Below are 25500 nucleotides of genomic sequence, written 5' to 3' on the forward strand. Positions count from 1 at the left end.
ATTGACCACCTAGTAAATTACTCCTACGTCTATATTAGGAGCCGGTATGTTCTCCGCGGTCTGGGACCACATCAACAACCCCCTGCTCTACGCAGTCCCGTTCTTCGTCGTGTTCATCGCGATCGAGGCGGTGAGCCTGCGGCACGCGAGCGCCGACGCCGGCCCGCGCGCGTACTCGCCGATCGACACCCGCACCAGCCTCAGCATGGGTTTCGGCGCGCTGGGCGCGATGGCGCTGTTCAAACTGCTCACCCTGGTCCTGTTCGTGATCCTGTGGACCGAGCTGGCGCCCTGGCATCTCCCGACCACCGCGTGGTGGTACTGGCCGGTGCTGATGCTCGTCGTCGACCTCGCCTGGTACTGCAATCACCGGTTCTCGCACCGCGTGCGCATCGGCTGGGCCGCGCACCAGGCGCATCACTCCAGCGAGTACTTCAACCTCGGCACGGCACTGCGGCAGAAATGGAATCCCTGGTCGGAGGCCATCTTCTGGGCGCCGCTCCCGCTGCTGGGCTTCGCGCCGTGGACCATCTACGTCGCCTTCGCGCTGAACCTCATCTACCAGTTCTTCACCCACACCGAGACGATCGGCAAGCTGTGGCGCCCGGTCGAATTCGTCTTCAACACGCCGTCACATCACCGGGTCCACCACGGCAGCGACCCGGAATACCTGGACCGCAACTACGGCGGCATCCTGATCGTCTGGGACCGGATGTTCGGCACCTTCCAGCCGGAACTGCACACCCCGTCCTACGGACTCACCACCCCGGTCGGCACCTACAACCTGCTCCGCCTGCAGTACCACGAGTACGGCAACATCATCCGCGACGTCCGCGCCGCGACCCGATGGCGCGACCGGCTCGGGTACGTGTTCGCGCCACCCGGTTGGCAGCCCGCGGATCAGCGATCCGATATCGCCGAAACGAAGCAGGCGGCCTGAGTTCGGTGCACCTCGCGGCGCTGGTCCTGCGCGCCGTGTGTGGGCGTCCGACACCCCACGGCAAACTCGTCACCGCGGCAGTGGGCCACTAGCCCGCGCGGGACGCCGCGACGACGTCCAAGAGTTCGCGCGCCGCGGTGGCGGTCAGGTCGAGACCGGCGGTGTGGGCGGCGGTGAACTCGGCCGCGCTCATGCCGGTGCGGACCACGGCGGTGGCGCGGTCGACGTCGGGTTGTTCGGCGGGGAGCAGGGGCATGCCGGTGCCGGCGCGCAGTGCTTGGGCGGCGCCGAGCAGGCGGGCGGCCGTGTCGAATTCACCCATGGCGGCGGTGGCGGCGGCCGCGCCGCCGAGGGCGAACGCGGCGTCGCGGGGGGCGTCCATGCGCTGAGAGCCGTCGAAAGCGCGCAGGTGTTCGGTCAGGCCCGCGGCGGGTTCGCCGCGCTGTTCCAGCAGATAGCCCAGCTCGACCTGGAGCATCGGGACGAACAGCGGGATCTCCTCCTCGGCGGTGGGGTCGGTGGCGGCGTCGGCGAGCAGGGCGCGCAGCAGCCGCTCCGCCTCGTCGGGCCGATCGTCCCGGCGCGCGGTGAAGGCCAGCACGATCGAGGCGAACAACCGGCCCGCGCCGTCACCCTGTTCGGCGGCGAGCACCATGGCCTGCTCGGCGAACTCCCGGGCGGCGTCGAACTCGGTGTGCTGCATGGCGATCCAGCCGAGCCAGCACAGATGCGAGGCCGCCTGCCCCCACAGTTCCAGCTCTCGGGCCAGCACCAGGGCTTCCCGATGGATCTCGGCGGCACCGGCCAGATCGCCGGTCAGCTCGGCCAGGCCGCCGAGCCACTCCGCGGCCTGCAACCGGCCCCACCGATCGCCGAGCTCGGCGAACAGCCGCGCGCCCTCCTTCGCGTAGCGGTCCAGGGCCGCCACGTCGGCCCGGCTGTGCGCGGACTTCGCCAGGGCCACCTGGATGGTCGCGACACTCCAGCGGTCACCGAGGTCCCGGCACTGCGAGAGCAGTTCGCGCACCGAGGTTTCCAGGTCCTGGTCGGCGCCCGCGTCCAGCGCCGAGATCAGCAGGACGACTTCGGCCCGCACCCGCACGGCCGGGTCGTCGAGTTCCGCGAGCCCCGCCGACACCGCGGCGCGGCGCGCGCTCGCGTCGGTGAAATCGCCCTGCTGGAAGGCGGCGGTGAGCTGCCACGCCGCGACCGGCGCCCGACGACGCGCGGTACCGCCCAGCGCGAGTACCGCGTCGAACCACCGGCGGGCCAGGCCGAGCCTGCCGCGCAGCAGCCAGTACCACGCCAGCGCGTCGGTCAGCCGCAGTCCCGTCTCGGCGTCGCCCTCGCGCAGCGCGTCGTCCAGCGCCATCCGCAGATTCGCGTCGTCGCTGTCGAGTTGCACCAACCATCGGTGCTGGTCGGCGCCGTAGAGTTCCGGCGCGGCGCGCTCGGCCAGCGCGAGGTAGTACGCGTGATGTGCCCGGCGCACCGCGACGTCCTCGCCCGCTTCGGCCAGCCGGTCCAGGCTGAACGCGGCCACCGACTCGAGCAGCCGATACCGGCGCCCGCTCTGCTGGACCAGCGATCGGTCCACCAGCCGCGCGATCACATCGGCGATCAGCGCGGGCGCGACCGGCGCCGGAGCGCCGTCGACCTCGGCGGCGCACACGGACTCGGCCGCGTCGAGCGTGCACCCGCCCGCGTGGACGGCCAAGCGGCGCAGCACGACTCGCTCGTCCTCGTCGAGCAGCCCCCAGCTCCAATCGATCATGGCGGCGAGGGTCTGCTGACGCGGCGGAGCGCCACGATGCCCGGTCGCCAGCAGCCGGAACCGGTCGTCGAGCCGGGCCACCATCTCGTGCACGCCGAGAGCGCGCACCCTGGTGGCGGCCAGTTCCAGGGCCAGCGGGATGCCGTCGAGCCTGCGGCACAGGGTGGCGACCGCGTCGGCGTTCCCGGCGTCGAGCGCGAACTCCCTGGCACCGGCCCGCGCGCGGGTCACGAACAGCCGCACCGCGTTCGACTCGGCGATCGCGGTCACGTCGCTGCCGGGCGACGGCACGGTGAGCGGTTCGACGGTGACGACGTCCTCGCCCGCCAGGCGCAGTTGTTCGCGGCTGGTCGCCAGGATGCGCAGCCGCGGGGCGGCGCCGAGCAGGGCCTCGGTGAGGTCGGCCACCTGCTCGACGATGTGTTCGCAGTTGTCCAGCACCAGCAGCATGTCCTGCTCGGCCAGTGCCTCCCCCAGTGCGATCGCCGAGCCTGCGCCGTCCTCGAGCCGCACGCCGACGACCTGCGCCACGGTGTCGGCGACGCGGTCGGCGTCGGTGGTGGCCGAGGCCAGCGGCGCGAGCTCGACGAGCCAGGTTCCGTGCGGATGGCGCTCGGCGCGGCCCGCCGCCGTCGCCGTGGCGAGGCGGGTCTTGCCGACGCCACCCGGACCGATCAGGGTCACCAGTCGTGAGCCGTCGACGGCCCGGCTCAACGCGTCGAGATCGGCTGTCCGGCCGATCAATTCGGTGCGGGGCGCGGGGATGTTGGTCGTGCGCCTGCGGACGACGGCCCGCGGGCGGGTGATCACCAGGCCGGGGTCCTGGCCGAGGATCGACCGGTGCAGGTCGACCAGTTCCGGGCTCGGGTCCAACCCGAGTTCGTCGGCGAGTTGCCTGCGCAGGTCCTCGTAACTGTCGAGCGCGTCGGCCTGCCTGCCCGCGCCGTACAGTGCCCGCAGCTGGGCCGCGCGCAGCCGTTCCCGCAGTGGGTGTTCCGCGACGAAGCGGGTGAGTTCCCCGACCACCGCACCGTATTCGCCCTCGGCGAGCCGGGCCTCGGCCAGCTCCTCGACCGCGACCAGGCGCAGTTCCTCCAGCTGGGCGACGGCCGAACGGGTGAACTCCGCGTCGCGGAAGTCGTCGAAAGCCGGTCCGCGCCACAGTCCCAGCGCCTCGGTCAGCATCGCGATCCGCGGCCCGGTGTCGGTGTGCGTGCGGGCCTGTGCCAGCAGGGCCCGGAACCGCAGCGCATCGACCGCGGTGGTGGCCAGGCGGTATCCGGGTGGCGGCGACACCACCAGATCGCGGCTGCCGGGTTCGGCGTCCTCGAGCGCGCGGCGCAGTTGCGAGGCCTTGGCGGCGAGGGTGCCCGCGGGGTTGCCGGGCGGGTCCTCGCCCCAGATGTCGTCGATCAGCCGGTCGGCCGACACCGGCTGACCGGCGGCGAGCAGCAGATCGGCCAGCAGGGCCCTGACCTTGGTCCCGGGAACCGCGACGACGTCACCACCGTCGGTCCACACCGTCAGCGGACCGAGCACACCGAAACGCATAACCGCACCCTAGCGGGTTCCGGGCGCACCGGAATCGACCGTAAACAAACCGGAAGGCCCCGGGCGCACTGTGGTCCCAACGAGATCGACACCCCACAGGAGAACGACATGAAACTCACCGCCCTCGCCCTCATCGCCGGGATCGCCGCCACCGCGCTGCTCACCGCCTGCGGCGCCGACCGGGCCCCCGCGCCCGCGCCGCCCGGCGCCTACGCCGAGGTCAACGGCCTGCGCATGTACTACGAGCGCCACGGCGTCGCCACCGAGCAGCCGCCGCTGGTGCTGCTGCACGGCGCGCTCTCCGGCATCGGCACCGACTTCGCCGAGCTGATCCCCGAGCTGTCGAAGACCCGCGAGGTGATCGCGATCGAACAGCAGGCGCACGGCCGCACCGCCGATATCGACCGCCCGCTGCGGACGCCGCAGATGGCCGACGACACCGTCGCGCTGCTCGGTCAGCTCGGGATCCGGCGCATCGACCTGCTCGGCTACAGCATGGGCGCCGGCGTCGCGCTCGACATCACGCTGCGCCACCCGGAGTTGGTGCGCAAGCAGGTCCTGCTCTCCGGCGGGCTCGGCGCCGAGGCCATGCACCCCGGTCTGATGGAAGGAATGGACGAACTGAAGCCCGAGCACCTGCACGGCTCCACCTTCCACACCGACTACCTGGCCAACGCGCCGCGCCCGGAGGACTTCCCCCAGCTGGTGGCCCGGGTGATCGACCACGACGTCAACGGCATGCCGTCGGTCTCCTCGGAGGCCGCCCGCACGATCACGGCCCCGACACTGACCGTGATCGGCGACTCCGACATCGTCCGGCCCGAGCACGCCGTGGAGATGTTCCGGCTCTTCGGCGGCGGCATCATGGGCGACACCCCCGCCGGCCTGCCCAACGCCCAGCTCGCGATCCTGCCCGGCACCTCCCACATCACCGCGCCGCATCGCCCCGAGCTGCTGCTGCCGATGATCCCGGCCTTCCTCGACGCGCCGGTCGAGGACGCCTGATGCGCGAGCCGATGCGGGTGGCCCTGATCGTCGGGTCCACCCGCACAGGCCGTTTCGGCCCGCTGGTGGCCGACTGGTTCGCCGGTCGCCTCGCCCGCCGCCGTGACCTGAGCCTCGACCGGATCGACCTGGCCACCGCCGCCCTCCCACACCAGCTCCCCGACCTCGACGAAGAACATCCGGACCCGGTGCGCGCGTTGGGTTCCCGGCTCGCGGCCGCCGACGCGTTCGTGCTCGTCACCCCCGAGTACAACCGCAGCTTCCCGGCCGCAGTGAAGAACGCGATCGACTGGTTCGACACTGAATGGGCCGCCAAGCCGGTCTGCGTCGTCACCTACTGCCGCGACACGGAGGGCGGCCACGGCGCCGCGCAGCTCCGGCAGGTCTTCGGCGAACTCAACGCCGTCCCGATCCGCCGCACCGTCACCATCACGAAAGCCTGGCAGCGCTTCGCCGTCGACGGCTCCTGGCCCCGCCGCGACCCCGAACTCGACGACACCGTCGAGTGCACCCTCGACCAGCTCACCTGGTGGGCCACCGCCCTGCGCACCGCCCGCACCACCGCCCCGTTCGTACCGTGACGAACACCGATGAATTCCGGGGGTGGGAGCCGTCTGTTCCAGGGAGACGCAATCAGCAGAGGAGTCGTCATGCCATCTTCCGTCCGACAGTCACCCGAGCAGCTGGTCGCCGTCGGCGATGCCGACCTGTGTGTGACCACCTTCGGTGACCGGCAGCACCCCGCGATCGTGCTGCCGTGCACCGCGCGGCTGTTCTGGGAGGACTCCTGGTGCGAACAGCTGGCCGACGCGGGCCGGTTCGTCCTGCGCTACGACATCCGCGACACCGGCCGGTCGACCGCCTACCCGACCGGCTCCCCCGGCTACACCCTCCGCGACCTGGTCGCCGACCTCATCGGCCTGCTGGACGCCCTCGACCTGCCGCGGGCCCAGCTCGTCGGCTGCTCCGTGGCCGGATGGATCTGCCAGCTGGCCGCCCTCGACCACCCCGACCGGGTGTCCGCCCTGGCCCTGATCAACACCCGCCCGGCCGCGCCCGGCCCCGTCGACCCCGACCTGCCCGAACATGCCGACCGGGTCATGGCGTTCTTCAAACGGACCGCGCCCCCGGACTGGTCCGACCGAGCGGCGGTGATCGACTACCGCGTCGAACAGGCCCGGGTGCTGGCAGGCACCCACGGATTCGACGAACCGACGGCACGGCTGCACGCGACCCGGATGGTCGATCGCACGACCGATATGTCCGCCAGCGTCCTCAACCTGGCCTACGTCGACTCCGGCGACCGCTGGCGCGAGCGACTGGGCGAGATCACCGCGCCGACCCTCGTCGTCCACGGCACCGACGACCCCTTCTTCCCCTACGGCAACGCCCTCGCCCTCGCCCGGGAGATCCCCGGCGCCGAACTGCTCCCCCTGGACGGCATCGGCCACGAGCTCCCGGCTATCACCTGGGACCGGGTGCGCACCGCCCTCGTGGCACAGCAGCCGGACAGCTGACCGCGCCGCCGATCATTCGATCCCCAGCGTCACCTCGGTCGACTTGATCAGCACCTTCACCACCGACCCCTCGGCCAGCCCGAGATCGTCGACGGCGTCGCGGGTGATCGACGAGGTGATCTCGTCACCACCGGCGAGGCGCACCCGCACCACCGCCATCGCCTCCCCGCGCGTCACCGAGACCACCGTGCCGTCGAGTTGATTCCGTGTGCTCAGTCGCATGCACCGCAGCCTAGATCGATCACCTGTGGTTTTCCGTCGACACGCGTAGGTCCGTCAGTCCTGGTCGGCAGAACTAGGTGGCTACCGCCCAACCGGGTGATCAACTCGTTGACGGAGAAGCTGGCCAGGAGGGGGTAATCGACATCCAACCCGACGCGCAGTTTCCTGCCATCGAGCATATGTGGCATGTACCCGAACTCAAGGACGGGTCGAAGATCCCGGCGAGCAGGCGCAAATCCATTTCCATCCACACCGGTTCATCCACGCCCATAACGCAATCTTCCAGAATTGAGCTCTGTAAACCAAGCCTCAACTGGACCGGCCCCGTATATCAGCAGCGACCACTGCGTTACTGGGACGAGACCACCGCACCGCCGGCTACTTCTAGCCACTAAGCATCGAAATCCACCTTCGATAGGTTTCGTGCCTAAATTGATACGCCGCGCCAGTGACTCGAAGCAGCCCCACATCACGCGCCCAATTAAGGAATGGCCCGGGCGCGCTGGAAAATTCTCCCGATGCCGCAAAAACAAGCTTCGCGCTGAGAAAACGAATACTAGCCTTCGAACGGGCCAGCATGATCAGGGCCACAATTAGAACCCCCATTGGGGATGCGACTATTGTCATTGCTAACACCGACAACGGGGCCACCGCAAGCGATGCGAGTGCAACTTTGGCCTCTAACCTCGGAAGCGCCAGAAGAAAGATCACGACACCCAATGAGATCCAAGAAAAGAGGCCGATCTGCAAGCCAGCTAGTACATCTTCCCGTATCAATCGCCGTTCATCCAGGTTTGGCCGCCGATGTGCAGTGAGGCTTACCGCAAGAAACACACTAAGCCCGACAACACCACTCCACATAATAGCCATTTCGACCACGGACAGAGGATCGGAGAGGCCGGCAAACTCATTCGGCTCCTCATATGTGAGGCCGACGCAGACCCCTACCGCAGCCGCCGACAAACCACCGTACAGACCACCGACGAGCCATCGCCGCGCAATCCGTTCACCTCGCTTGCGAGTTCTCCAGATCACTTTGTGAGCCCGCAACTGCACGGGCCAGGCACCTCGAATTCCACAAACGACAGCGCAGAGCGCCGCAGCAAAGAGGGCTTCCAACCAGGTCAAGTAGACAGCTAGCGGAAGTGCTGAAATGAACGCAACGCACGCTGACAAGATTCCGTGCAGCGCCCTACATGTCCGACTCTTGGCTATCATCCATAATCCGTCTAACGCAATAGAATTACCTCGACCATAGGATCTGTTCACCCCTAGGTGACGTGCCAACGTAGCCAACCAAATGAGCACCTGATCCTCGGAGTACATCTTGTTCCCGTGGGAGTCGCGAGGAATCGACGCAACTGCTGCAGGAACCAATTCGGAGAATAGAATGTTCTCGACAACGTCACGGTCAGTAGCCTCGACTAGTTCTTTTACTTTCACAACGTCGGATGACGATAGAAGGTTCACCGTCATAGTCAGCATCCACGGGGTTCGCATCGACTGAGCAAGCACACCCGATGGCTCTGTCTCAATCTTTTCACGAATGCCCGACCAAGAATCACCCTCCGCAACGAAGTCCGCGCCATAATCCGCGATATATCGAGCTATCTGCGCCGCGGCAAGTGGCCTTATGTCAATAGTCCTAGCATCACGGAGACCGGTGCCGTTACCCCTCAGGGAACGAATACGGTGGAAGCTGTCCGACCGACAGGTAACCACAACCGGCCTTCCACGCCACTCGACGCTATTCAATTCATCCAAAGCGGCTCTCGCGCGATGCGGATCGGGACTGTCATCATCCATTTCATCGAGACCATCCAGAATCGGCATTATTCTCAAACTACCGACCAATTTACGGGCAATATTCACCCGGATGGAGTAATCATCTGAAATCCGTCGCGCTACAAACTCGGAAAATGAACAAGATCCAGGGTCCCAACCGGATGCGTTGACCCGCACAGGAACTGGATCGTACGGAGACTCAGACTCTCTACGTCGATCGATCAGATCCAACAGTAGATTCATAGCGGCAACGGTTTTACCAGCTCCCGATTCGCCGATGAACATGATTCGACTGGTCTGCAGTTCCGAAAAATACGTGGACACAGCTCGTGGCGAACCGAATTCACCGCTGCCAACGAAGTTTCTGCCATTATGCTCGTTCCATCGAACTTCGACTCCCTCGTGACGAACCAGCCCCAGCTCCCCGAGTCGACGTAGCTCGACCTGAGCAACGATCTCGGAGAGCTCCTCCACGTAGAACGGCAGCATCTTGGACGAGAGGTCCGGGCGCCATTTCCTCCAAAGCCACCCGACGCCCCTCGCCGCCGGTACCACCATCCGACTTGCTCCGGCAAGCTCTATCCCAGGCACGTTCAGCCTCCCCTTGGTGCCGTAACACCCCGAACCTCGCTTCGCATCAGACTATGCCCAGCGAGGACAACTAGCCGATTAAGGTGCTGCTACCCAATCAAATTCACAGCTCATGCTGCTACCAGCCACCTGCCAGGAACCGCCCAGAGATCACCGTCGGCGCTGACCGCACAGATGCCGAACCAACGTTTGCCTCATTGTCGCTGGCGAGCGCGAATGAAGCACTACTCATGTCGTGGATGCCCTCCACCTCCAGCGGAGAGTAGTCCGGATGTCCACTCACACCGAGGCGGAACCGGAGAACCAGCGCCGTGGTTCCACTAAACAAGGAAGAGCAGGGGCCCGAAGAAGGCCACTCCTGCCCATAGGACGACTAGCAACGCAAGGGCGATGAGCACCGAGCAGCAGAGAAGCATCAGAATCGGCCGAGTCGTCCGGCGAGTGGCACTCGAACCCTCTCCTGTCCTGGCAGCGCCGCAGCCAGCACGACGATGATGATGGCTTCCAGGATAATTCATGCTCCACGGCGGCATCGCGGCGCTTCCCGGTCAGACCGCCAGCGGCAACTCGACCGGATCGCCCGCTTCCGCACCCGCGCCGCGCACCACCGCGGCCAGCAGGCCGAGCAGGACGAACTGATCGCGCGGCAGCAGCAGCGCCTCCGGTGCCCAGTTGTGCACGAATCCGACGGCCAGGCCCGAGGCGGGATCGGCCCAGCCGCCGGAGCCGACGAAGCCGATGTGCCCGAAGGCATTTCGCGCGCCGGGCACCGGCATCGAGTGGTAGCCGAGCCGCCAGCCCATCGGCAGCAACAGGTTGCGGTCGGGCAGGACCGATTGCAGGCGTGCCATGGCGCGCACCCGCTGTCGCGAGAACAGGGGCGATTCGGTGGCGATCGCGTTGTAGACGGCGGCCAGGGAGCGCGCGGTGAACACGCCGTTCGCGCCGGGGAGTTCACCGCGCAGGATGGCCGGGTCGGCACCGTGGGCCAGGCGGTCGATGCCCTCGGTGTAGATCGACCGCAGGAAGCCCGCGCCGGGGACCGGGGTTCGCGCGGCGAACCGGATCATCATCTCGGCCTGGGGAATTCCGAGCGGAGTGGTCGATCCGTGCGTCGCCGCCACCGTGGCGCGCGCGCCGGGACCGGGAGCCCCGAGGTGCAGTCCGTCCACCCCGAGGGGTTCGGCCAGCTCCGTGCGATACAGCTCGCCCATGCTCTTGCCGGTGACCGCCCTGGCGATCCCCGCGATGATGGTTCCGTACGAAATCGCGTGGTAGGCAGGGATTCCGCGGAATCGGTCCGGTGCCGCGGCGGCGAGGCGTTCCTCGATCAGCCGGTGGTCGGCGAGATCGTCGGCGGTGTGCGCGAAGACGCCGATCCGCGACAGCCCGGCCCGATGACTCATCGCCTCCGCGACGGTGATCCGCGCTTTGCCGTTCACGCCGAATTCCGGCCAGTACTCCGCGACCGGCGCCTGGTAATCGACGAGCCCGCGTTCGGCCAGCACATGCAGCACCGTCGAGGTGACGCCCTTCGACGTCGAGTACGACAGCGCCGCGGTGTTCTCCTGCCACGGCATCGCACCGGTGGCGTCCGCGTATCCGGCCCACACGTCGACGACCGGCCGTCCGTGCTGATAGACCGCCAGCGCGCCGCCGCCTCGCCCACCGTCGAACAACCGCCCGAACCGATCGATGGCTTCCCGGAACTGAGGTGCGGCACTACCGCGAATCGCGGTGGTCGGCGGCCCCGGACGAGACGATGCTCCAAGCATTAGAAAACCTCACATGTCACCATTGACAGACGAATTCCGGATCACCGTCCGCAATCAGTCGGAGGGTTTACGTTACCCGAGATCAACAGGCATTTCGAGACCGCGAGGCCCGTTCGAGACCCGACCGCGCACATTCCTCTCGAACGGAGAAATTCCCCGGCGAAATTTGTCTCAGACGACCAACTAGTCGACTCCGGCCACGGAACACGCCGTAGGTCGAGCGGTCCGCTACCGCCCGGAGCCGCTCTCGATCACGCTTCCGCGCGCTCGCTCCACTTGGCCATCCAGCTGGCATTCTCCAGCGAGATCGTGTTCTCGCAGTCCGCCACGAACTCCCCCCACCGGTCCCGGTCGGTGGGTGATCCGTCGGCCCGCCACCGGTCGAGGCGCCGGTGCAGGCGGTCCGCGGTGGCGAGGTAGGTCATCACCAGGAAGTCGTATCGCTTGACCGCGAGATAGGCCAGCAGCGAGCCGCTCAGCGTGGTCATCACCGCCACCCAGGGCGCGATCCGCCCCGCCGCCTCCGCGCCGACACCGGTATTGATCGCGGCGACGATCGTGGCCGCGAGGCCGAGGCCGATGGCGGCGCGCCGCAGCCTCGCCGCGCGGGCGCTGTAGCGGCGGGCGGTCGGCAGGTAGTAGTCGTCGATCTGGGCCAGCACCCGGTCGTGGACGTATTCCTCGGGACGCATCGGGCGCGGCGCTCGCACAGTCGTATCGGCAGGCGCGAGCAGCGGACGCAAGTCGTCGGCCGCCTGCTCGATCCCGGCGATATCGGCCTGCAATCGCCCCGGCTGTTCCGGATACCCGGTGGCGCAGTAGGCAAGAATTCGCTGCTTGATGCCTTCGGAGACCGCCCTGGCCCTGGTCCATCGGCGGGTCGATTCGGCGGTGAGGTACTGGGCGGTGAGAAAGGTCGCCACCGCCAGCGCCACCGCGCCGGAGAGGGCCATGATGCGGGTCGGGATACCCGCCGAGCGGAGGATCGTCGTGGTCGAGGCCGTGGCGATCGCGCCCCAGCTGCCGAGGAGGAGTACCGCGAGGCGGGTTCGGTCGAGGCGGCGCTTGAGGTGGGTCGCGGTGCGGGACCAGCGGGTTCGCCGCTGCCAGAGGGAATTCAGGAGATCGTCGGACATCGACTATTCCTCCCCCGCGATCGGCAATCCCTCGCACAGTTCGATGTAGTCGATTTCCGGGGACACCCAGATCCGCCACATCTCCCGGCTCATGTTGTGCGTCATCTTGGCGCAGAGTTGCTCGGGCGAGGCGGTCGGAACGGACCACATCCGGATGGTCTCGTCCACGCTGGCCGACATGATCCGTGCACCGTCGGGTGTGAAGTCGACCGAGGTGATGGGGGCACCGTGACCGACGAAGGCCGGGCCGATCTGCTGTTGTGTCGCCACATCCCACAGTCGCAATCGGTTGTCGATGCCGGCCGTGACGAGCGCACGGCCGTTCGGAGCGAACCGCATCAGGCCCGCAGGACCGTCCTGCCACAGTGCCTTCCCGATTTGCTTGCCGGTCTCGGTATCCCAGAGGCGAACCGATTTGTCTTCGTAGCCAACAGCGAGCAGACGACCGTCAGGGCTGAAGGTAGTGCTTTTGACCCAGGCCTCGCCGACCATCGGCTCGCCCACCGACTCGCCGCTGTCCGCATCCCACAACCGCACCGAGTAGTCGGCGGCGCCGGTGGCGACGCGCCGTCCGGCATTGTCGATCGACAATGTCTGAATGGTGGCCTTGTCATGGCGAAGCTCCGGTCCGATCGGCCGCATGGTCGCCATGTCGTAGATCTGGGCGTCGCCGCCGACTCTGGTCACCACCCTGCGCCACCCGGGATCGAAGGCAAGCGCCGTAGTGCTCGGTGGCAGCGAGATCGGTGGCCTGATCGGGGTGCCCGATGCGGCGTCCCAGGACCGAATATCGGTCAGGGTGATGGACTCGGGGCTGAATCCGAGAGATACCACCTGCGTTCCATCGGCTGTGTATTCCGCCGACTGGAAGATGCCGGGTTCGCCGTGGATCACCGGACCGATCTGTGCACCGGTGGTGGAGTCCCACTGCCGGATGGTGCCATCCGTGGCCCCCGAGACGATTTGCCTGCCGTTCGAGCTCACGTCCGCGCCTAAAACCATGGCGCCGTGGCGTATAGGCCGCTCTCCGCCCAGATCCCATTCACGGACAGTGGAATCCAGACTGCCGGACAGGACTCGCCCGGCGTCCGGGTGAAACGCGACGCTGGACACGACGAGTTCGTGCCCTTCCAGTGGCTCACCCAGGGGTTGGCCTGTCGCGGCATCCCACAGCCGGATCGTCTTGTCATCACTTGCCGAGATGATTTCCGTCCCGTCCCGGCTGTACGCGACGTATTCGACAGCTGCGGAGTGGCCCCGTGACGGCTCACCGATCAACTGGCGGGTCTTGGTATCCCACTGCTGGATATCGAATCCCGCAACCACGAGCCGGTCCCCGCTGTGATCGAAGGCGAGGTGGTTCACCGCGCTGGCGGTGTACACGGTCAGCGGCTCGCCCGAGGGCAGCCCGGATCGGGCGTCCCACAAACGGATGGTGCCGCCGAAATCACCCGAAGCGATGAGCCCGTTTCCGCCGAACGCCACCGAGATCACCGGCATGGTGTGTCCGGGCATCGCACCGACCTGCCGATGCGTGTCGACACTCCAGAGCAAGACGGATTTGTCCGCGCCCGCCGAAACGACGAACTGGCCGTCCGGGCTGAAGTCGACTCCCGTCACGCGTCCTGCGTGGCCGTGCATTTCGGCACCGACCTGCTGCTGAGATCCTGCATCCCACAGGCGCACCGTCCCGTCCGCGCCCGCGGATACGAGAACGTTTCCGTCCGGACTGAACGCGATGCGTGTCACCTCAGCAGTGTGCCCGGTCATCAACGCACCGATCCGCTTCCAGGTAGCGGAGTCGAGGAGTTGGATCTCGGTACCGCCCGCCACCGCGATCGTTTTCCCATCCGGGCTATAGGCGACATCGGCGACCTCGACGCTACCCATAGAGGCAATCTTTCGGAGTTTGCCTTGTTGATGAACGGCGTTGAGCAGGGCGAATTCCCGCGGAATTTCGGCCGGAATGCGGTACGCGGCGATTGCCATCTGCATTCCCAGAATGTCGTTGCTCTTGCCCGGCCATCTCCCCGCAAGCATGAGTTGCGAATTCGCCGACAACGCCAATACGGATGCCCGACTGCTCTGGGTGACAGCCCGCTCCTGCGCCCGATCAGCACGCACCCACAGAAACGCCGCGACCAACGCCGCGACCATCGTCAACACCAGCGCCGCCCGCAGAATCCGCGACCGCCGCCGCAACGCCAACGCGCTCCGCTGCGCGTCCTCCTTGGCCCGGCTCTCGGTGGCCGCCAAGGTCTCCGCCGCCTCCTGCCGCTCCCGCGCGGCCCGCAACTCCTCTTCCCGATGCCGACGTTCCTCGTCGATCTGCTCGTCCTCGGCCTGCCGGGACGCCAGCAGCAGGCCCCGGACGGGATTGAGCCGCTCACGGAATCCCGGTGCGGCGGCGAGTGATTCGGCGTCGGAGAGCCGAGAGCCCGACAGCAACCATTCCTCGCGGCGCCCGTTCTGCTCCCACGCCTGCGCTGCCCGCTCGAGATTGTCGGCGGCCTCGAGATCGGCGGCCTCCACTCGTAACCAGTCGGCGAGCGTATCCCATTGGCGTAGCAGGCTTTCCAACGCGACCTCGACGACGATCGCACCGTCGCGTTCGTCCTTGACCAGCAGCCTGCGGGCGACGAACCGCTCGAGCAGCGGATGACTCTCCGGCGGCAGGTCGAACCAGCGGGCCGGTCGGCGCATCGGCTGGTCGGTGCCGGAGTTGATGGTGGCCAGCCACGGCACGAACGCCCGGCGCAGGATCGCCAACTGCTCGGCTCTGACCTCGGGATCGTCGTCCAGCAGTTCGTCGACCTCACGCTGCACCACGCGGCGTAGTCCGCCGAGGGCTTCGTAGTGCGCGAGGGTGATCTCACCGTCGCCGTAGTCCTGATACAGCCGGGCGAGGGTCAGCGAGAGCAGCGGCAGGGTATCGGCGCCGCGCGACCAGTCGTCCAGCAGGCGTTCGACCAGGTCCGGTGCGAACGACAGTTCCGCGCCCGCTTCCCGCGCCCGCCGCACCGGCCCGACGATGACCTCCTTGAACTGCGCCTGCGGCATCGGTTTCAGATCGTCGAACGGCCGCACCGCGACCGAGGCGAGCATGGGCGCGGTCTGCAGCGGTTCGTAGCGGTCGGAGCGGATGGTGGCGATCGCGATCATCGATATGCCGCGGTCGCGATCGAGCAGGCCGCCGAGCAGGGTGAGCAGCACGCCCGCCTGTTCGCCCGCCTCGGGTCCGAACAGTTCCTCGGCCTGGTCGATGGGCAGGATCAGCGTCGGCGCCGGGTCGTCGCTGTCGGGATCGAGGACGCGGTCGCGCGCGGCCCGCTGCGCTTCGATCAGCCAGGCCCTGACCTGTTCGATATCGCGGATGCCGTCCTCGATCTCGGTGAGTCCGGGCCTGCGCAGCCCGACGTCGACGCGCAGCGTGTGGATCGACCGGGCGAAGCCGGCGTCACCGGTGAGCGCTTTGCGGTGCGGGCGAACGATTCCCATCGTGCGGAAGTGGCGGTCGTCGCGGGTCAGCCGCGGCAGCAGCCCGGCGCGCACGAACGACGACTTGCCGACACCGGACGGACCGAGGACGACGAACAGATGGCCGCCGCCGAGGCTACGCAGCCCGCGCACCGTGTCCATCGCCCGCCCGATCTGCGCGTCGCGGCCGAAATACACTGCGGCGTCGATCGATTCGAGTGGTTCCCAGCCGCGGAACGGCGCGCGGCCGGGGTCGCCGGGCGGTGGCCAGGCGAAGGTGTCGGCGCCGATGCCCGCGGCGCGCAGGCCGTGCCGGAGCCGCTGTAGCCCCTCGGTCAGGAACTCGACCGTGTCCCCGTTCACGGTGATCGCGGTCTTCGGTCCGTCGCCGAACAGGTCGCAGCGCTGCCATTCGCTGGTCATGTCACGCCCGGTCAGCGGTTCGAGGCGGACCGTGAAGATGGGCTTGTTCAGCGACTCGGCCTGGCGGTATTCGACCTTGCACTCGTGCGAATTGTCCCAATTGTTCGACAACAGGCAGATGACCGCCTCGCAGCGATCACCCGCCCGACGTAACGCGTCCTTCCATCGGACGCCGGCCGGAATCCCGGTGTCCGGGTCGAGATCGAGGAAGATCTCGCCTGCCAGACCGGGCTCCGCCTCGATCAGCCACGCCCGCAGCGCGACCGCCTCGCGGCTGTCCCGGCTCGAATGGCTGAGGAACAGCCTGGCCATTGTGCCAGAATGCGCTCGCGCCGAGCGCGGGTCAACCCCGCGCCCGGCGCAGCGATCGGCGTTCATGGTGGTCAGGCCCGGGAACGGTCGATGCCCGCTTCGATCAGTGCCGTCCGCGCGACGTCCTTCGCGCACGCGGTGAGCGCACCGAACGCGCTGATCCGGCTGAACGTCTGCCCGGTGTGGACGACATTGTCGTGCTCGTCGTCGCCGTCCACGATCGGCACGGCACCGGCCAGCAGCCACTTGCGGACGTCGGCGACCGACGGCATCGTCCCGGTCGCCCGCAGGTGCAGCTGCTGCACCAGCAGGATGACCCCGGCGACCACGGGCGTGGCCTGGCTGGTGCCGTGCTGGATGGACTCACCGGTGTCGTTGCGGATTCCCGACGAGGTCGTCGGGGCACCGGGCGCGAAGATGTCGGTCGCGCAGTCGCCGCCCGCGGTCGCGTGCAGGCGCTGCGAGAACGGCGTGATCCGGTCCGGTGCCGTGGACAGGGCGGTCGCCCCCGATCCGTAGCTGAACGATCCCTCGTCGGCGTCGTAGACGGCGCCGACGCTGATCGTCTGCCGGAAGATCGCCGGGTAACTCATCCCCTGGGCACTGCTGTGCCCGAAGTAGTCGTTACCCGCCGCGACACAGCAGGCGACCCCGGCGTCGGTGAGTTTGCGCAACTCCACGCCGACGCCGTCTCCCGCGAAACCGGCGTCGGTGGTGTTGTTGTCCGAGGCGCCCAGCGACATACAGACGACGGAGATCCCGAGCGCCGCCCGATTGGCCAGCACCCAGCGCAGGGCGTCGCGGATCGCGAGAAAGCTACCGCCACCGGAGTTGTCGAGCACCTTGACCGGCACGACGTTCGCGCGCGGCGCCATCCCGGTGTGCACGCCGCCCGCGCAGATGATGCCGGCGACATTGGTGCCGTGGCCCTGCCCGTCTTTCGCGTCGGTGGGTGAACCGTTGTTGTCGGTGGTGAAATTCCGGCTCGCCTTGACCCGTCCGGCGAAATCGACATGGGTGGTGCGCAGACCGGTGTCGAGGACGGCGACGGTCAAACCGGTTCCGTCGACATTGAACTTGGCGCGCGCCTCGGCCGCGCGCACCAGCAGATCGACCTCGAGCAGTTCGGGCAGCACCGACAGGTCGGACTGCAACGGCTGCTCGACGGGCACGACCGTATCGAACGCGACGCCGGCTTCCGGCTCGGCGGAGATGATGTCGGACATGATGATTCCTCCTACAGCGCCGAGTACTCGACGATGAAGTCGAAGACGTCGCGGGTCATCCGCCTGCCGAAATTGGGCTTCGAGTTGTCGCCGATCGCGCCGGTGGCACCGCGCAGCACGCCGACGACATAGGGCCAGCCGTCGGTGTCGTAGACGTAGAGGCCGGAACCGCTGTCGCCGTACCAGGCGTCCATGAAGAAGTTGATGTACTGGCCGTTGAGCAGGCCGTTGCCCTCGTTGCCCCAGATCTGCGGCTGCGCTTTGTCACTCGGGTGCCCGTACAGATACATCCGGTTGCCGGTCACCACATTGTCGGGCGCGACCCACAGGCCCTTCCATCCAGACGCCCGGCCGGGGAAGTCGCCGTAGCCGGAGAACTCGATGACGGCGTAGTCGAAGCGCGCGTCACCGCCCGCGTTGTTGACCCAGCCGCCGGGCACCGTCACGTTGTAGCCGCCGTGGCTGCCGAACGGCATCGGAGTCGCGTCCTGACGGTCGGTACCGGGCGCGAAGGAGGCGAACGGCAGCCAATTCGTCCCGTTGTGCACGACGTGTGCCGCGGTCAGCGCGGTCGACGGCCCGATCATCGTCCCGGACCCGGAGTAGCTCCCACCCGGCAGCGCGAGATAGGTGACCGTGCTCATCGGATACGCGGTGTTGTCGCGTCGCACGACCCGGTTGTCGGGGCCGATGATGCCCGAAAGCGCGTGCAGCGACTTCGAATCGATGTGCTCGGACTCCGAGCGCGGCAGCGCGGTGTAGGACGACGTCTGCCGGGCGCGGTCGGCCCGCAGCAACTCGACGAGCGAGGTGTTCGGCGCGTCGGTCGTGTACTCCTTGCCCTCGTTGTAGATCACCGGCCGCAGCGCTTCGGCGAGCTCGTAGTCCGACAGTTCGAGGACGGAGCCGAGCTCGTCGCCGTAGGGCGGCTCGACGCGGGGGTACACCGAGTTCGGTGACACCTTCGCGTCGCCGACCAGCGTCAGCGGTTTGCCTTTGGGCGAGGTCAGGGTGGTCATGGCGGTAGACATGCGGACTCCTCGTTTCCGAGCGGCTTCCGATGCCCATCGCCACGTCAGCCGCGGATTGTTTGGCCGCTCTCAACGTACGAAGACGCGCACCGGTCGACGCGAGTACACGGCTACCCCAATTCCCGGGCGTACTACCTGCGTACTACGCCGCCGGATCACGCGGCCCGGCCCCGCAACGAGGTGGCTATCGGCCACCCCTTGGGTCCCTGGTCCGGTACGGCGCCGCGGACGACAGTTGACCTATGACAGCAACGACATCGACCCCCCAGGTGTGGTGATGGACGTCTCGACCCTGCTGATCTGGCTGGCGGTACCGGTGTTCGTCGTCGCCGTCGTGGCGGAGATCGTGTACCTGAAGCGTCACGGCAAGTCCTACGACTTCCGTGACTCGGCGACCTCCCTCGCCGCCGGTCTGGGCTACCAGCTCCTCAACATCCCCTGGGCGCTGGTGGAGCTCGCGATCTTCGCCGCTGTCTCCTCGCTGGTGCCGTGGCAGCTCGAGGGTTGGGTCGCGTGGGCCGTCGCGCTGATCGGGGTCGACTTCGCCTACTACTGGTTCCACCGCGCCCACCACGAGATCCGGGTGTTCTGGTCGGTCCACGTCGTGCACCACTCGAGCGAGAGCTTCAACCTCACCACCGCACTGCGCACGCCGTGGCTGGTCGTCACCTCGCTGCCGTTCCTGGTGCCACTGGCGCTGACGGGAATCGACGGCAGGATCATCGCCGCCGCCTACGCGATCAACCTGCTGTACCAGTTCGGCATCCACACAGAGGTCATCGACAAACTCTGGGCGCCTGTCGAATTCGTGTTCAATACTCCGAGCCATCACCGCGTGCACCACGGCTCCAACGCCGACTACCTCGACCGCAACTACGGTGGCGTGCTCATCGTCTGGGACCGCCTCTTCGGCACCTTCGAGCCGGAGGGCGAGCGGGCGGTCTACGGCCTCACCAGCAACGTCGACACCTACAACATCGCGAAGATCAACGCCCGCGAGCTGATCGCGATCTGGCGGGACGTCCGGAACGCGTCGTCCTTCTCGGACAGGCTCGGCTACCTCTTCCGTGGGCCCGGGTGGCAGCCACAGCCCACCTGAGCCGCCGGGATCCGATCCGGCGATCCCAGCCCACGCCGCATGATCCGTAGGATTCGGCTGATCTCGCGGTGAGGAGACAGCATGGTGGTCACGCCCGGTCTCGGCCTGGCCCTGCTCTGCCTGGGACTGGTGGCCGCCGCGGCCCTGGTCTACCGGCTGGCCCACCTGGGTGGACCGGCCGTGGTGCCCGCGGCGGCGGGACGAGCGGTACTGCAACTGGGCGCGGTCGCGCTGATTCTCGCCGCGGCCGTGCGGCACGTGTGGTCGGCGGTGCTCGTGCTGCTCGTCATGTTCGGCGCGGCGGCCGTCACCGCCGCGCGACGCGCCGAGGCGGGCCGGTCGGGATCCTGGCTCGGACTGGCCATCGCCGCCGGTATCACCGCGGTGCTGCCCGCGACACTGCTCAGCGGAGTCGTCCCGATCCACGGAGTCACCCTCGTAGCGATCGGCGGCATCCTGCTCGGCGGCACCATGACGGCGACCTCGCTGGCCGCCCGCCGGGGCCTGGACGCCGTCACCCGACGCCGGGGCGAGGTCGAGGCCGCGTTGAGCCTGGGATTCGGCGCCAGGACGGCCCGCCTGGTGGTCCTCGGCGACACCGCGATCGACGCGCTGATCCCCGGCGTCGACCAGGCCCGCACGGTCGGATTGGTCACTCTCCCCGGCGCTTTCATCGGCGTGCTGCTCACCAGCGGTTCGGCCGTGCAAGCAGGCGCCGTACAAATCCTGGTCCTGATCGGATTGATGCTGTCACAGGCTTGTGCGGTAGCGGTGACGGTCGAATTGGTCGCCCGGGGCCGGGTGCACCGCGACCATCCAGGCCGGTCCGGCAGCTGCCTGTCGTGAGACTGCCGCGGCCGGGAAATTCGCACCGGAATTCTCGGCATTCCCCTGGATCACAGCCCACAAACTGAAACAGGCCAGGCACGAGAATCGCGCCTGGCCTGTTGGTTATGCTCCCCCATCTGGACTCGAACCAGAAACCTGCCGATCCAAATGCTTTGCATCTCAACACTTTTCAAGGAATCCCGAAACTTCCCATCACCTGCATTTTTGACATTCAAGGAGTTCCCGCTGGATCCCACTCGGGCCCGTTGATTCCCGTTGAATCCGTGTTGTTTCCGTGTTGCGGTTCAAGTCCCGCGCTGTGAGTTCTCGATCCGGCCCTGTATGACGAGTCCATCCGTCCAGCCGCACGACAAGGAACTGTACGAGCCGACTCCCGCCTGGGCCAAGGCTGCCTGGCGCAAATCGCCGAGACCGACACGCGCATCCTTCGCCCACACCACGGCGGTGGTCGTCAACTCGCCCTTGACGGTGGGTCCGAGCCAACATTCTGTTGGACTCGCCGACCGAGACTTTCGCGTCATGCTGCCGCAGTTGCAGACGAGCTGGATCAGCCCGTGCAGTCGAGGCAGGAGTCTCCGTCGAAATAGCTGCCGGGCTTCTCGAGGAAGCACGCCTTACACACTCGCGCTCGAGGCGGTGCAGCGGCTTCGCACGAGCAGCGGCGACAGGTCGAACAGGTATGGCTTCCGCACAGCTGGCAGGCGGCGCCGGCAGGGTAGAATTCTGCGCTGCAATGCGCGCAGTACTCGTGGTCGAACCCGCCGCGGACCCCCGGATGCACCGACAAGCTCTCCCACGCGGGGCCATCGTTGACCATGACCGCAAAGACGTAACCGCCGCGGCAGATGACATCGCAATGGAATGTATCGGTGTAGGCACCGGAAGCAAAGCGAAGCTGACCGGTCCCCCTAGCATGTCCTGTTCGCGCGGCTACTTCAAGCAAGGTTCCCTCTTGCACGGTTCCGTGTCGAATAGGAAGTACTCCATGTGCGCCAGCAGCGATCCGCGTTCGGACGGCGGACTCAGCGCGGTCGACTTCGGCAATGATGACGTACCCGGGCACCTTGAGGTACTCGGACACCGCGATGGCGCATGCTGCGCGGCTGGCCTGGGAGGCCTCGAAAAGGCGGACGAGGTTGGATGCGGTAACCCCGCCGTCGAGGCTACGCTTCACCAACGCATCATCGATCAGGACCATCGCGGCGAAAGCGTCGCAGATGTCCTCTTCAAGAGCTCTGCCCTCGTCCGGCTCCTCGAAAAGCAGATCGGCCAACTCGGCGTCCTGGCCGATCAGGAAGTGACAGAACTCGTGTCCGAGGCTGAAGAGTTGCCGTCCCGTACTGTACGAGGGGGCCAGGACGATAGCGGCGGGAACCCGGGTCTTGATCAGCATGGCCGCAATAGAGCACTCGGACTGCAATGCCTCTGCTGCGAACTCGACGACGAGGTCCGCGCGATTGCGAATCTCTTGGTCCAGGTCATCTCGCAGACGGACGGAAAGACCTGGTTCCTGACATTCTCTCCGGTGCAGCAGGCCTACGGCGAGGTGTTTGATTTCTCGGGTCGGCCTTCCGCTCCTGGACATTATGGCTCTCCGATTCCGATATTGTCCAAAATACCATTCCAATAGTCGACCGATTCTTCTTTCTTGATTGCGCCTGCGGTGCGAGCTGCATGAGAACAGGCAATATCTCGAGCTGCCCGCTCATAGGTAATATTATTCTTGGTCGCAATCTTTCGAATACGCGCGAACTGGGCTGGTGCCCTTAGCGCCATTTTCAGTCCTTCCGGAATCGGCTGCACCGAGCGGATGAGAAACTCGGGATCACCACCGCCGACCATCGGCGACAGCTTCGCCGCTTGCTCATCATCGAGCGGAAGATCGCCACGCGCAATAGATATCGCATTCTGTAAGGGCACGGTGAGGATTTCGGCCAGCTTCGACGGCCCGATCCCAGCGCGTTTGAGGATTTCGGGCAGCCTTTCGCCCACCTCAGTTCGGTCGTCTAAACCGGCGTCAGCAGCGGCGATTTTCCCGAGTTGGGCGGTCACGCTCCGCCTGAAGCCGCGGCGTGCCTCCAGAGCGTCGGCGTCAGCACTCGATGCGCCAGATCGCATTTCCACCGCGCGACCCGAGCGGCATGCGCGCCACATTGTTTCGATCTCTGCGACCGCATTATCGGTGAACACTCCCAGGCACGCGTGTAGGGTGAATTCTGGAATAGGGGTAGTCATGCTCGAATACACTGCGACATCCACCGGCATAGGACTGTCGGCGGCCGCCACTATCACCGTGTATGGATCGGCGTAGTGAGTGTCCACGGTCACCGGTGCGAAGTCGGCGTAGCCATCATTCGATTCCAGAATCGCCCCCAGTACGGCAATTTCTTCCCAGACAACGCGCCACAATTGCCCGGCTCTCACCTCCGGAACAGCTTGCCGCGGCAGGCGTCCGACACTCTGGAGCGCGTCGGCAACCGCACCGGGCAGTTGGATGTTCTCAGTCAGCGAGGCAGCGCCGATGTCGGCTCCGAAATCGTCCTCGTCACCCATCATGCCTCCGTTCTCCGCTGCGTTCCGTTCTATTACGAGTGCCTCTCAACGAGTACGTAGTACCAAGACGGCGAACCATCTATCAGGTGTCCGCCGCCTAGTCGGCGGTCGTGATCAGCCTGGTCAAAACGCGCAGGATGGCTGCGCCTGCATCACCATGTGGCAGTAGGTCGGCCAGCAAGGTCTTTAGGCGCAGTTGGGTGTTGGCGATGGTGGTGCGGCCCAGTGGGAGCAGCTGTTCGGCTTCCCGCGTGCTCATGTCCAGGTAGGGCAGAACGAGCCGTTCGCGGTCGGTGAGCTGATCCAGGATATGCGCGGCTTGGTCGCCGACGTCGACCTCGTCATAGGAGTGCTGCGGAGTCGGGTCGAGTGCGTCGATTTCCGTCGTGGCGGCGAGAGGGTCCAGGTCGAACCGACGGGCGATCACGCGCGCCAATGACGCGAACGTCAGTCTTGCTTCCGCAGCGGTGAGCACTGCCACGATGAGAGCGACCATTTCTTCCTTGGTGGCCAATGGGCCCTGCCGCTTCGCATCTGGGCGCCACCGCCGCGTCCCGGCGTCGATTCGACGCGCGGCGCGGACCAGGACCGCTTCGTCGGCGGCATACGGGTCGGCGGGCCCTCCTGCCAACCCGACGGTTTCCCCGTGGATCACGAACGTGTCGTCTGCGGCGAGGATGGTCTTCAGCCGCCGGATTTGGGTACCGATGACCGTCTGGCGAGCTTGGTCGCGCAGGAAGTTCAAGACGGCGGTCTCGAGAAGCCTGGTCAGTGAGTCGTCGTCGTAGGCGGTCGCCGCGATTTGTACCAGGCGCTCGACAGCACGGGTGGATGTCAAGAAGTCGTGAGCTGTCGTGATCACGGCGTCTTGGTTCCAGGCACGAAACCCTGTGGGAGGCGGAAAGTTGCGGCCGCGACCAATCTTCGACACGGTGGCGTACAGCAACTGGGCGCCCTGTGCGTCAAGGTGCCCGGCCAGGAGATTGTCGAGGATGCTCATGCCATACCCGTCATTCGCAGAATCTGATCGAGATACGGTTCGCCGAGTTGTCCTTGATAGCTGGTGAACTGCGGCTGGGTGAAGAACCCGAGGTCCACGTGACGCCGATAGCTCTTGGCGAAGGCCCCGGGGCGATCCAATCCGAGTGCCAGATCTGCCGGATGGCGGACATGTGTGTGCGAGTATTCCTGTTTGCTGGTGCGGCAGATCACGATGACATCATCGAGCAGTCCCGGAATCGGGCCTCTGATCACCACGGCCGGGCGAGTCGGCTTCTTGTTGCCGCCGTAACACACGGTGTCTAACCAGTACACGTCACCGACGCCAGGTGTGCCTGTGGGATGCGGCTGCGCCGGTGGAAGCCCGGATGCCACCTTGTCTCCTCCTCATGCCTCCCGCATCTGGCCGACGCGAGCAATCGATCTGGACACCAATCGATCAGGTAGCCGGGCTTACCCGCTCCGCCCGGCCATCCGACTTACTTCGACCCCCGTTTCCGTGGGGTCTGCGACAACGCCGAACCCGCTGCTGTCTTCGACGCCTTGCTGGTGCGCCCGTCCCGCAAGACCTTCGATGCCGCTTGCGCGGCAGCCTTGCTGGTCTGCTTGCCTTTGGCCACTTCGATCACCTCCCTTCATCCGTCCGAGGGACGGGACGGCGGACCGGCCGGAAACTGTCCGCCGGTTAGACGGACCGGGACTCGATATCGAGGACTTGGGCAGCAATGCCTCTAGCGACATCCTCATTGCTGGTGGTGTATCGGTCGGCAGGCTGGAGATCCGGATACTGACGTCGGATTTCAGATGGGACAACCGCTGCGGGGAACCAAGGAGGTAAGTCCTTCACATGGATGCCGATGCCAAGCAATCGGTTCCAGTCGTTTCTGTCACGCCGACTCGCCCCTGGTCGCCGCCCGCTACTACGCCGCCCGCAATGCCGAAATCGACCACCGAGCCGCACTCGGACGGCGCCCAGGGCAGACACGCCGGGCGTGACCTGCAGACATACGGTCAACGGACCCATGCCGGACCTTTTCCACTGCCAGACATGAAAAAGCCCCTGACCAAATGGACAGAACCTCTGGTCAGGGGCCTTTCTACTGCTCCCCCATCTGGACTCGAACCAGAAACCTGCCGATTAACAGTCGGCTGCTCTGCCAATTGAGCTATAGGGGAATACTCTCCTGAACCGTTAGACTCAGGCGGTCTGCCTTGGCGGGCTGACCGAGATGAAA

At 66.5% G+C, this 25500-nt stretch carries 18 protein-coding genes and 1 tRNA gene; 6 read left to right on the forward strand and 13 right to left on the reverse strand.

Annotated elements, in window-relative coordinates; genetic code table 11:
* The first annotated feature begins 46 nt into the window (after positions 1-46).
* Positions 47-940: a sterol desaturase family protein gene (locus AB0H54_RS23555; RefSeq protein ID WP_357347871.1), complete on the forward strand. Its 894-nt coding sequence runs from the start codon at positions 47-49 to the stop codon at positions 938-940.
* An 88-nt stretch (positions 941-1028) separates the two neighbouring features.
* On the opposite strand, the gene AB0H54_RS23560 is transcribed toward AB0H54_RS23555, so the two are convergent.
* Positions 1029-4265 (reverse strand): BTAD domain-containing putative transcriptional regulator, encoded by a 3237-nt coding sequence (locus tag AB0H54_RS23560; RefSeq protein ID WP_357347873.1) that lies wholly within the window; start codon positions 4263-4265, stop codon positions 1029-1031.
* Between the two features lie 108 nt (positions 4266-4373).
* On the opposite strand from AB0H54_RS23560, the gene AB0H54_RS23565 reads away from it, so the two are divergent.
* The 3 genes from AB0H54_RS23565 (at position 4374) to AB0H54_RS23575 (ending at position 6787) form a co-directional block, all read left to right on the forward strand.
* Complete coding sequence (locus AB0H54_RS23565; RefSeq protein WP_357347875.1) at positions 4374-5270, forward strand: alpha/beta hydrolase; 897 nt, start codon at positions 4374-4376, stop codon at positions 5268-5270.
* The gene (locus AB0H54_RS23570) at positions 5270-5851 is read left to right on the forward strand and encodes an NAD(P)H-dependent oxidoreductase (protein ID WP_357347877.1); all 582 of its coding nucleotides are present in this window, start codon (positions 5270-5272) and stop codon (positions 5849-5851) included. The genes AB0H54_RS23565 and AB0H54_RS23570 overlap by 1 nt, the downstream gene beginning before the upstream one ends.
* Positions 5852-5920: 69 nt before the next feature.
* Entirely contained in the window at positions 5921-6787 is an 867-nt protein-coding gene (locus AB0H54_RS23575) for an alpha/beta hydrolase (RefSeq protein ID WP_357347879.1), read from the forward strand.
* 12 nt (positions 6788-6799) lie between these two features.
* Here the strand turns inward: AB0H54_RS23575 and AB0H54_RS23580 are convergent, their stop codons facing one another.
* The 7 genes from AB0H54_RS23580 to AB0H54_RS23610 form a co-directional block, all read right to left on the reverse strand.
* On the reverse strand, positions 6800-7009 hold the full coding sequence (locus AB0H54_RS23580) for a TOBE domain-containing protein (protein WP_357347881.1): 210 nt from the start codon (positions 7007-7009) through the stop codon (positions 6800-6802).
* Between the two features lie 384 nt (positions 7010-7393).
* Positions 7394-9283, reverse strand: a complete 1890-nt coding sequence (locus tag AB0H54_RS23585) for an NACHT domain-containing protein (protein ID WP_357347883.1) — start codon at positions 9281-9283, stop codon at positions 7394-7396.
* 650 nt (positions 9284-9933) lie between these two features.
* On the reverse strand, positions 9934-11160 hold the full coding sequence (locus AB0H54_RS23590; protein ID WP_357347885.1) for a serine hydrolase domain-containing protein: 1227 nt from the start codon (positions 11158-11160) through the stop codon (positions 9934-9936).
* Positions 11161-11411: 251 nt separating this feature from the next.
* Positions 11412-12296, reverse strand: a complete 885-nt coding sequence (locus tag AB0H54_RS23595) for a DUF4231 domain-containing protein (protein ID WP_357347887.1) — start codon at positions 12294-12296, stop codon at positions 11412-11414.
* Between the two features lie 3 nt (positions 12297-12299).
* The gene (locus AB0H54_RS23600; RefSeq protein WP_357347889.1) at positions 12300-16508 is read right to left on the reverse strand and encodes a TIR domain-containing protein; all 4209 of its coding nucleotides are present in this window, start codon (positions 16506-16508) and stop codon (positions 12300-12302) included.
* A 71-nt stretch (positions 16509-16579) separates the two neighbouring features.
* Complete coding sequence (locus AB0H54_RS23605) at positions 16580-17734, reverse strand: S8 family serine peptidase (RefSeq protein WP_357347891.1); 1155 nt, start codon at positions 17732-17734, stop codon at positions 16580-16582.
* A gap of 11 nt (positions 17735-17745) precedes the next feature.
* The gene (locus AB0H54_RS23610; RefSeq protein ID WP_355278821.1) at positions 17746-18765 is read right to left on the reverse strand and encodes a trypsin-like peptidase domain-containing protein; all 1020 of its coding nucleotides are present in this window, start codon (positions 18763-18765) and stop codon (positions 17746-17748) included.
* 277 nt (positions 18766-19042) lie between these two features.
* On the opposite strand from AB0H54_RS23610, the gene AB0H54_RS23615 reads away from it, so the two are divergent.
* Together AB0H54_RS23615 and AB0H54_RS23620 are read left to right on the forward strand one after the other, a co-directional pair.
* Positions 19043-19864 carry a sterol desaturase family protein gene (locus AB0H54_RS23615; protein ID WP_357347893.1) on the forward strand — a complete coding sequence of 274 codons (822 nt, stop codon included), beginning with the start codon at positions 19043-19045 and terminating at the stop codon, positions 19862-19864.
* Between the two features lie 81 nt (positions 19865-19945).
* On the forward strand, positions 19946-20710 hold the full coding sequence (locus AB0H54_RS23620) for an ABC transporter permease (protein WP_357347895.1): 765 nt from the start codon (positions 19946-19948) through the stop codon (positions 20708-20710).
* A 550-nt stretch (positions 20711-21260) separates the two neighbouring features.
* On the opposite strand, the gene AB0H54_RS23625 is transcribed toward AB0H54_RS23620, so the two are convergent.
* The 5 genes from AB0H54_RS23625 to AB0H54_RS23645 form a co-directional block, all read right to left on the reverse strand.
* The gene (locus AB0H54_RS23625; RefSeq protein WP_357347897.1) at positions 21261-22106 is read right to left on the reverse strand and encodes an ImmA/IrrE family metallo-endopeptidase; all 846 of its coding nucleotides are present in this window, start codon (positions 22104-22106) and stop codon (positions 21261-21263) included.
* A 191-nt stretch (positions 22107-22297) separates the two neighbouring features.
* Positions 22298-23266, reverse strand: a complete 969-nt coding sequence (locus tag AB0H54_RS23630) for a hypothetical protein (protein ID WP_357347899.1) — start codon at positions 23264-23266, stop codon at positions 22298-22300.
* A gap of 97 nt (positions 23267-23363) precedes the next feature.
* On the reverse strand, positions 23364-24266 hold the full coding sequence (locus tag AB0H54_RS23635) for a hypothetical protein (protein WP_357347900.1): 903 nt from the start codon (positions 24264-24266) through the stop codon (positions 23364-23366).
* On the reverse strand, positions 24263-24640 hold the full coding sequence (locus AB0H54_RS23640; protein WP_357347901.1) for a hypothetical protein: 378 nt from the start codon (positions 24638-24640) through the stop codon (positions 24263-24265). Before AB0H54_RS23640 ends, AB0H54_RS23635 begins: the two co-directional genes overlap by 4 nt.
* A gap of 728 nt (positions 24641-25368) precedes the next feature.
* Positions 25369-25441, reverse strand: a tRNA-Asn gene (locus AB0H54_RS23645).
* Between the last annotated feature and the right edge of the window lie 59 nt (positions 25442-25500).

Origin of the sequence: Nocardia sp. NPDC050718, from assembly GCF_040654235.1 — a bacterium.
Classification (GTDB): domain Bacteria; phylum Actinomycetota; class Actinomycetes; order Mycobacteriales; family Mycobacteriaceae; genus Nocardia.

Excerpts from the sequence above, each read along its gene's own strand:
- AB0H54_RS23595 (WP_357347887.1), bottom strand. The coding sequence starts at position 12,296 with ATGTCCGACGATCTCCTGAATTCCCTCTGGCAGCGGCGAACCCGCTGG.
- AB0H54_RS23600 (WP_357347889.1), bottom strand. The coding sequence starts at position 16,508 with ATGGCCAGGCTGTTCCTCAGCCATTCGAGCCGGGACAGCCGCGAGGCG.
- AB0H54_RS23560 (WP_357347873.1), bottom strand. The coding sequence starts at position 4,265 with ATGCGTTTCGGTGTGCTCGGTCCGCTGACGGTGTGGACCGACGGTGGT.
- AB0H54_RS23580 (WP_357347881.1), bottom strand. The coding sequence starts at position 7,009 with ATGCGACTGAGCACACGGAATCAACTCGACGGCACGGTGGTCTCGGTG.
- AB0H54_RS23620 (WP_357347895.1), top strand. The coding sequence starts at position 19,946 with ATGGTGGTCACGCCCGGTCTCGGCCTGGCCCTGCTCTGCCTGGGACTG.
- AB0H54_RS23625 (WP_357347897.1), bottom strand. The coding sequence starts at position 22,106 with ATGCTGATCAAGACCCGGGTTCCCGCCGCTATCGTCCTGGCCCCCTCG.
- AB0H54_RS23630 (WP_357347899.1), bottom strand. The coding sequence starts at position 23,266 with ATGGGTGACGAGGACGATTTCGGAGCCGACATCGGCGCTGCCTCGCTG.
- AB0H54_RS23570 (WP_357347877.1), top strand. The coding sequence starts at position 5,270 with ATGCGCGAGCCGATGCGGGTGGCCCTGATCGTCGGGTCCACCCGCACA.
- AB0H54_RS23605 (WP_357347891.1), bottom strand. The coding sequence starts at position 17,734 with ATGTCCGACATCATCTCCGCCGAGCCGGAAGCCGGCGTCGCGTTCGAT.
- AB0H54_RS23590 (WP_357347885.1), bottom strand. The coding sequence starts at position 11,160 with ATGCTTGGAGCATCGTCTCGTCCGGGGCCGCCGACCACCGCGATTCGC.
- AB0H54_RS23575 (WP_357347879.1), top strand. The coding sequence starts at position 5,921 with ATGCCATCTTCCGTCCGACAGTCACCCGAGCAGCTGGTCGCCGTCGGC.
- AB0H54_RS23585 (WP_357347883.1), bottom strand. The coding sequence starts at position 9,283 with ATGCTGCCGTTCTACGTGGAGGAGCTCTCCGAGATCGTTGCTCAGGTC.
- AB0H54_RS23615 (WP_357347893.1), top strand. The coding sequence starts at position 19,043 with ATGGACGTCTCGACCCTGCTGATCTGGCTGGCGGTACCGGTGTTCGTC.
- AB0H54_RS23565 (WP_357347875.1), top strand. The coding sequence starts at position 4,374 with ATGAAACTCACCGCCCTCGCCCTCATCGCCGGGATCGCCGCCACCGCG.
- AB0H54_RS23555 (WP_357347871.1), top strand. The coding sequence starts at position 47 with ATGTTCTCCGCGGTCTGGGACCACATCAACAACCCCCTGCTCTACGCA.
- AB0H54_RS23635 (WP_357347900.1), bottom strand. The coding sequence starts at position 24,266 with ATGAGCATCCTCGACAATCTCCTGGCCGGGCACCTTGACGCACAGGGC.
- AB0H54_RS23610 (WP_355278821.1), bottom strand. The coding sequence starts at position 18,765 with ATGTCTACCGCCATGACCACCCTGACCTCGCCCAAAGGCAAACCGCTG.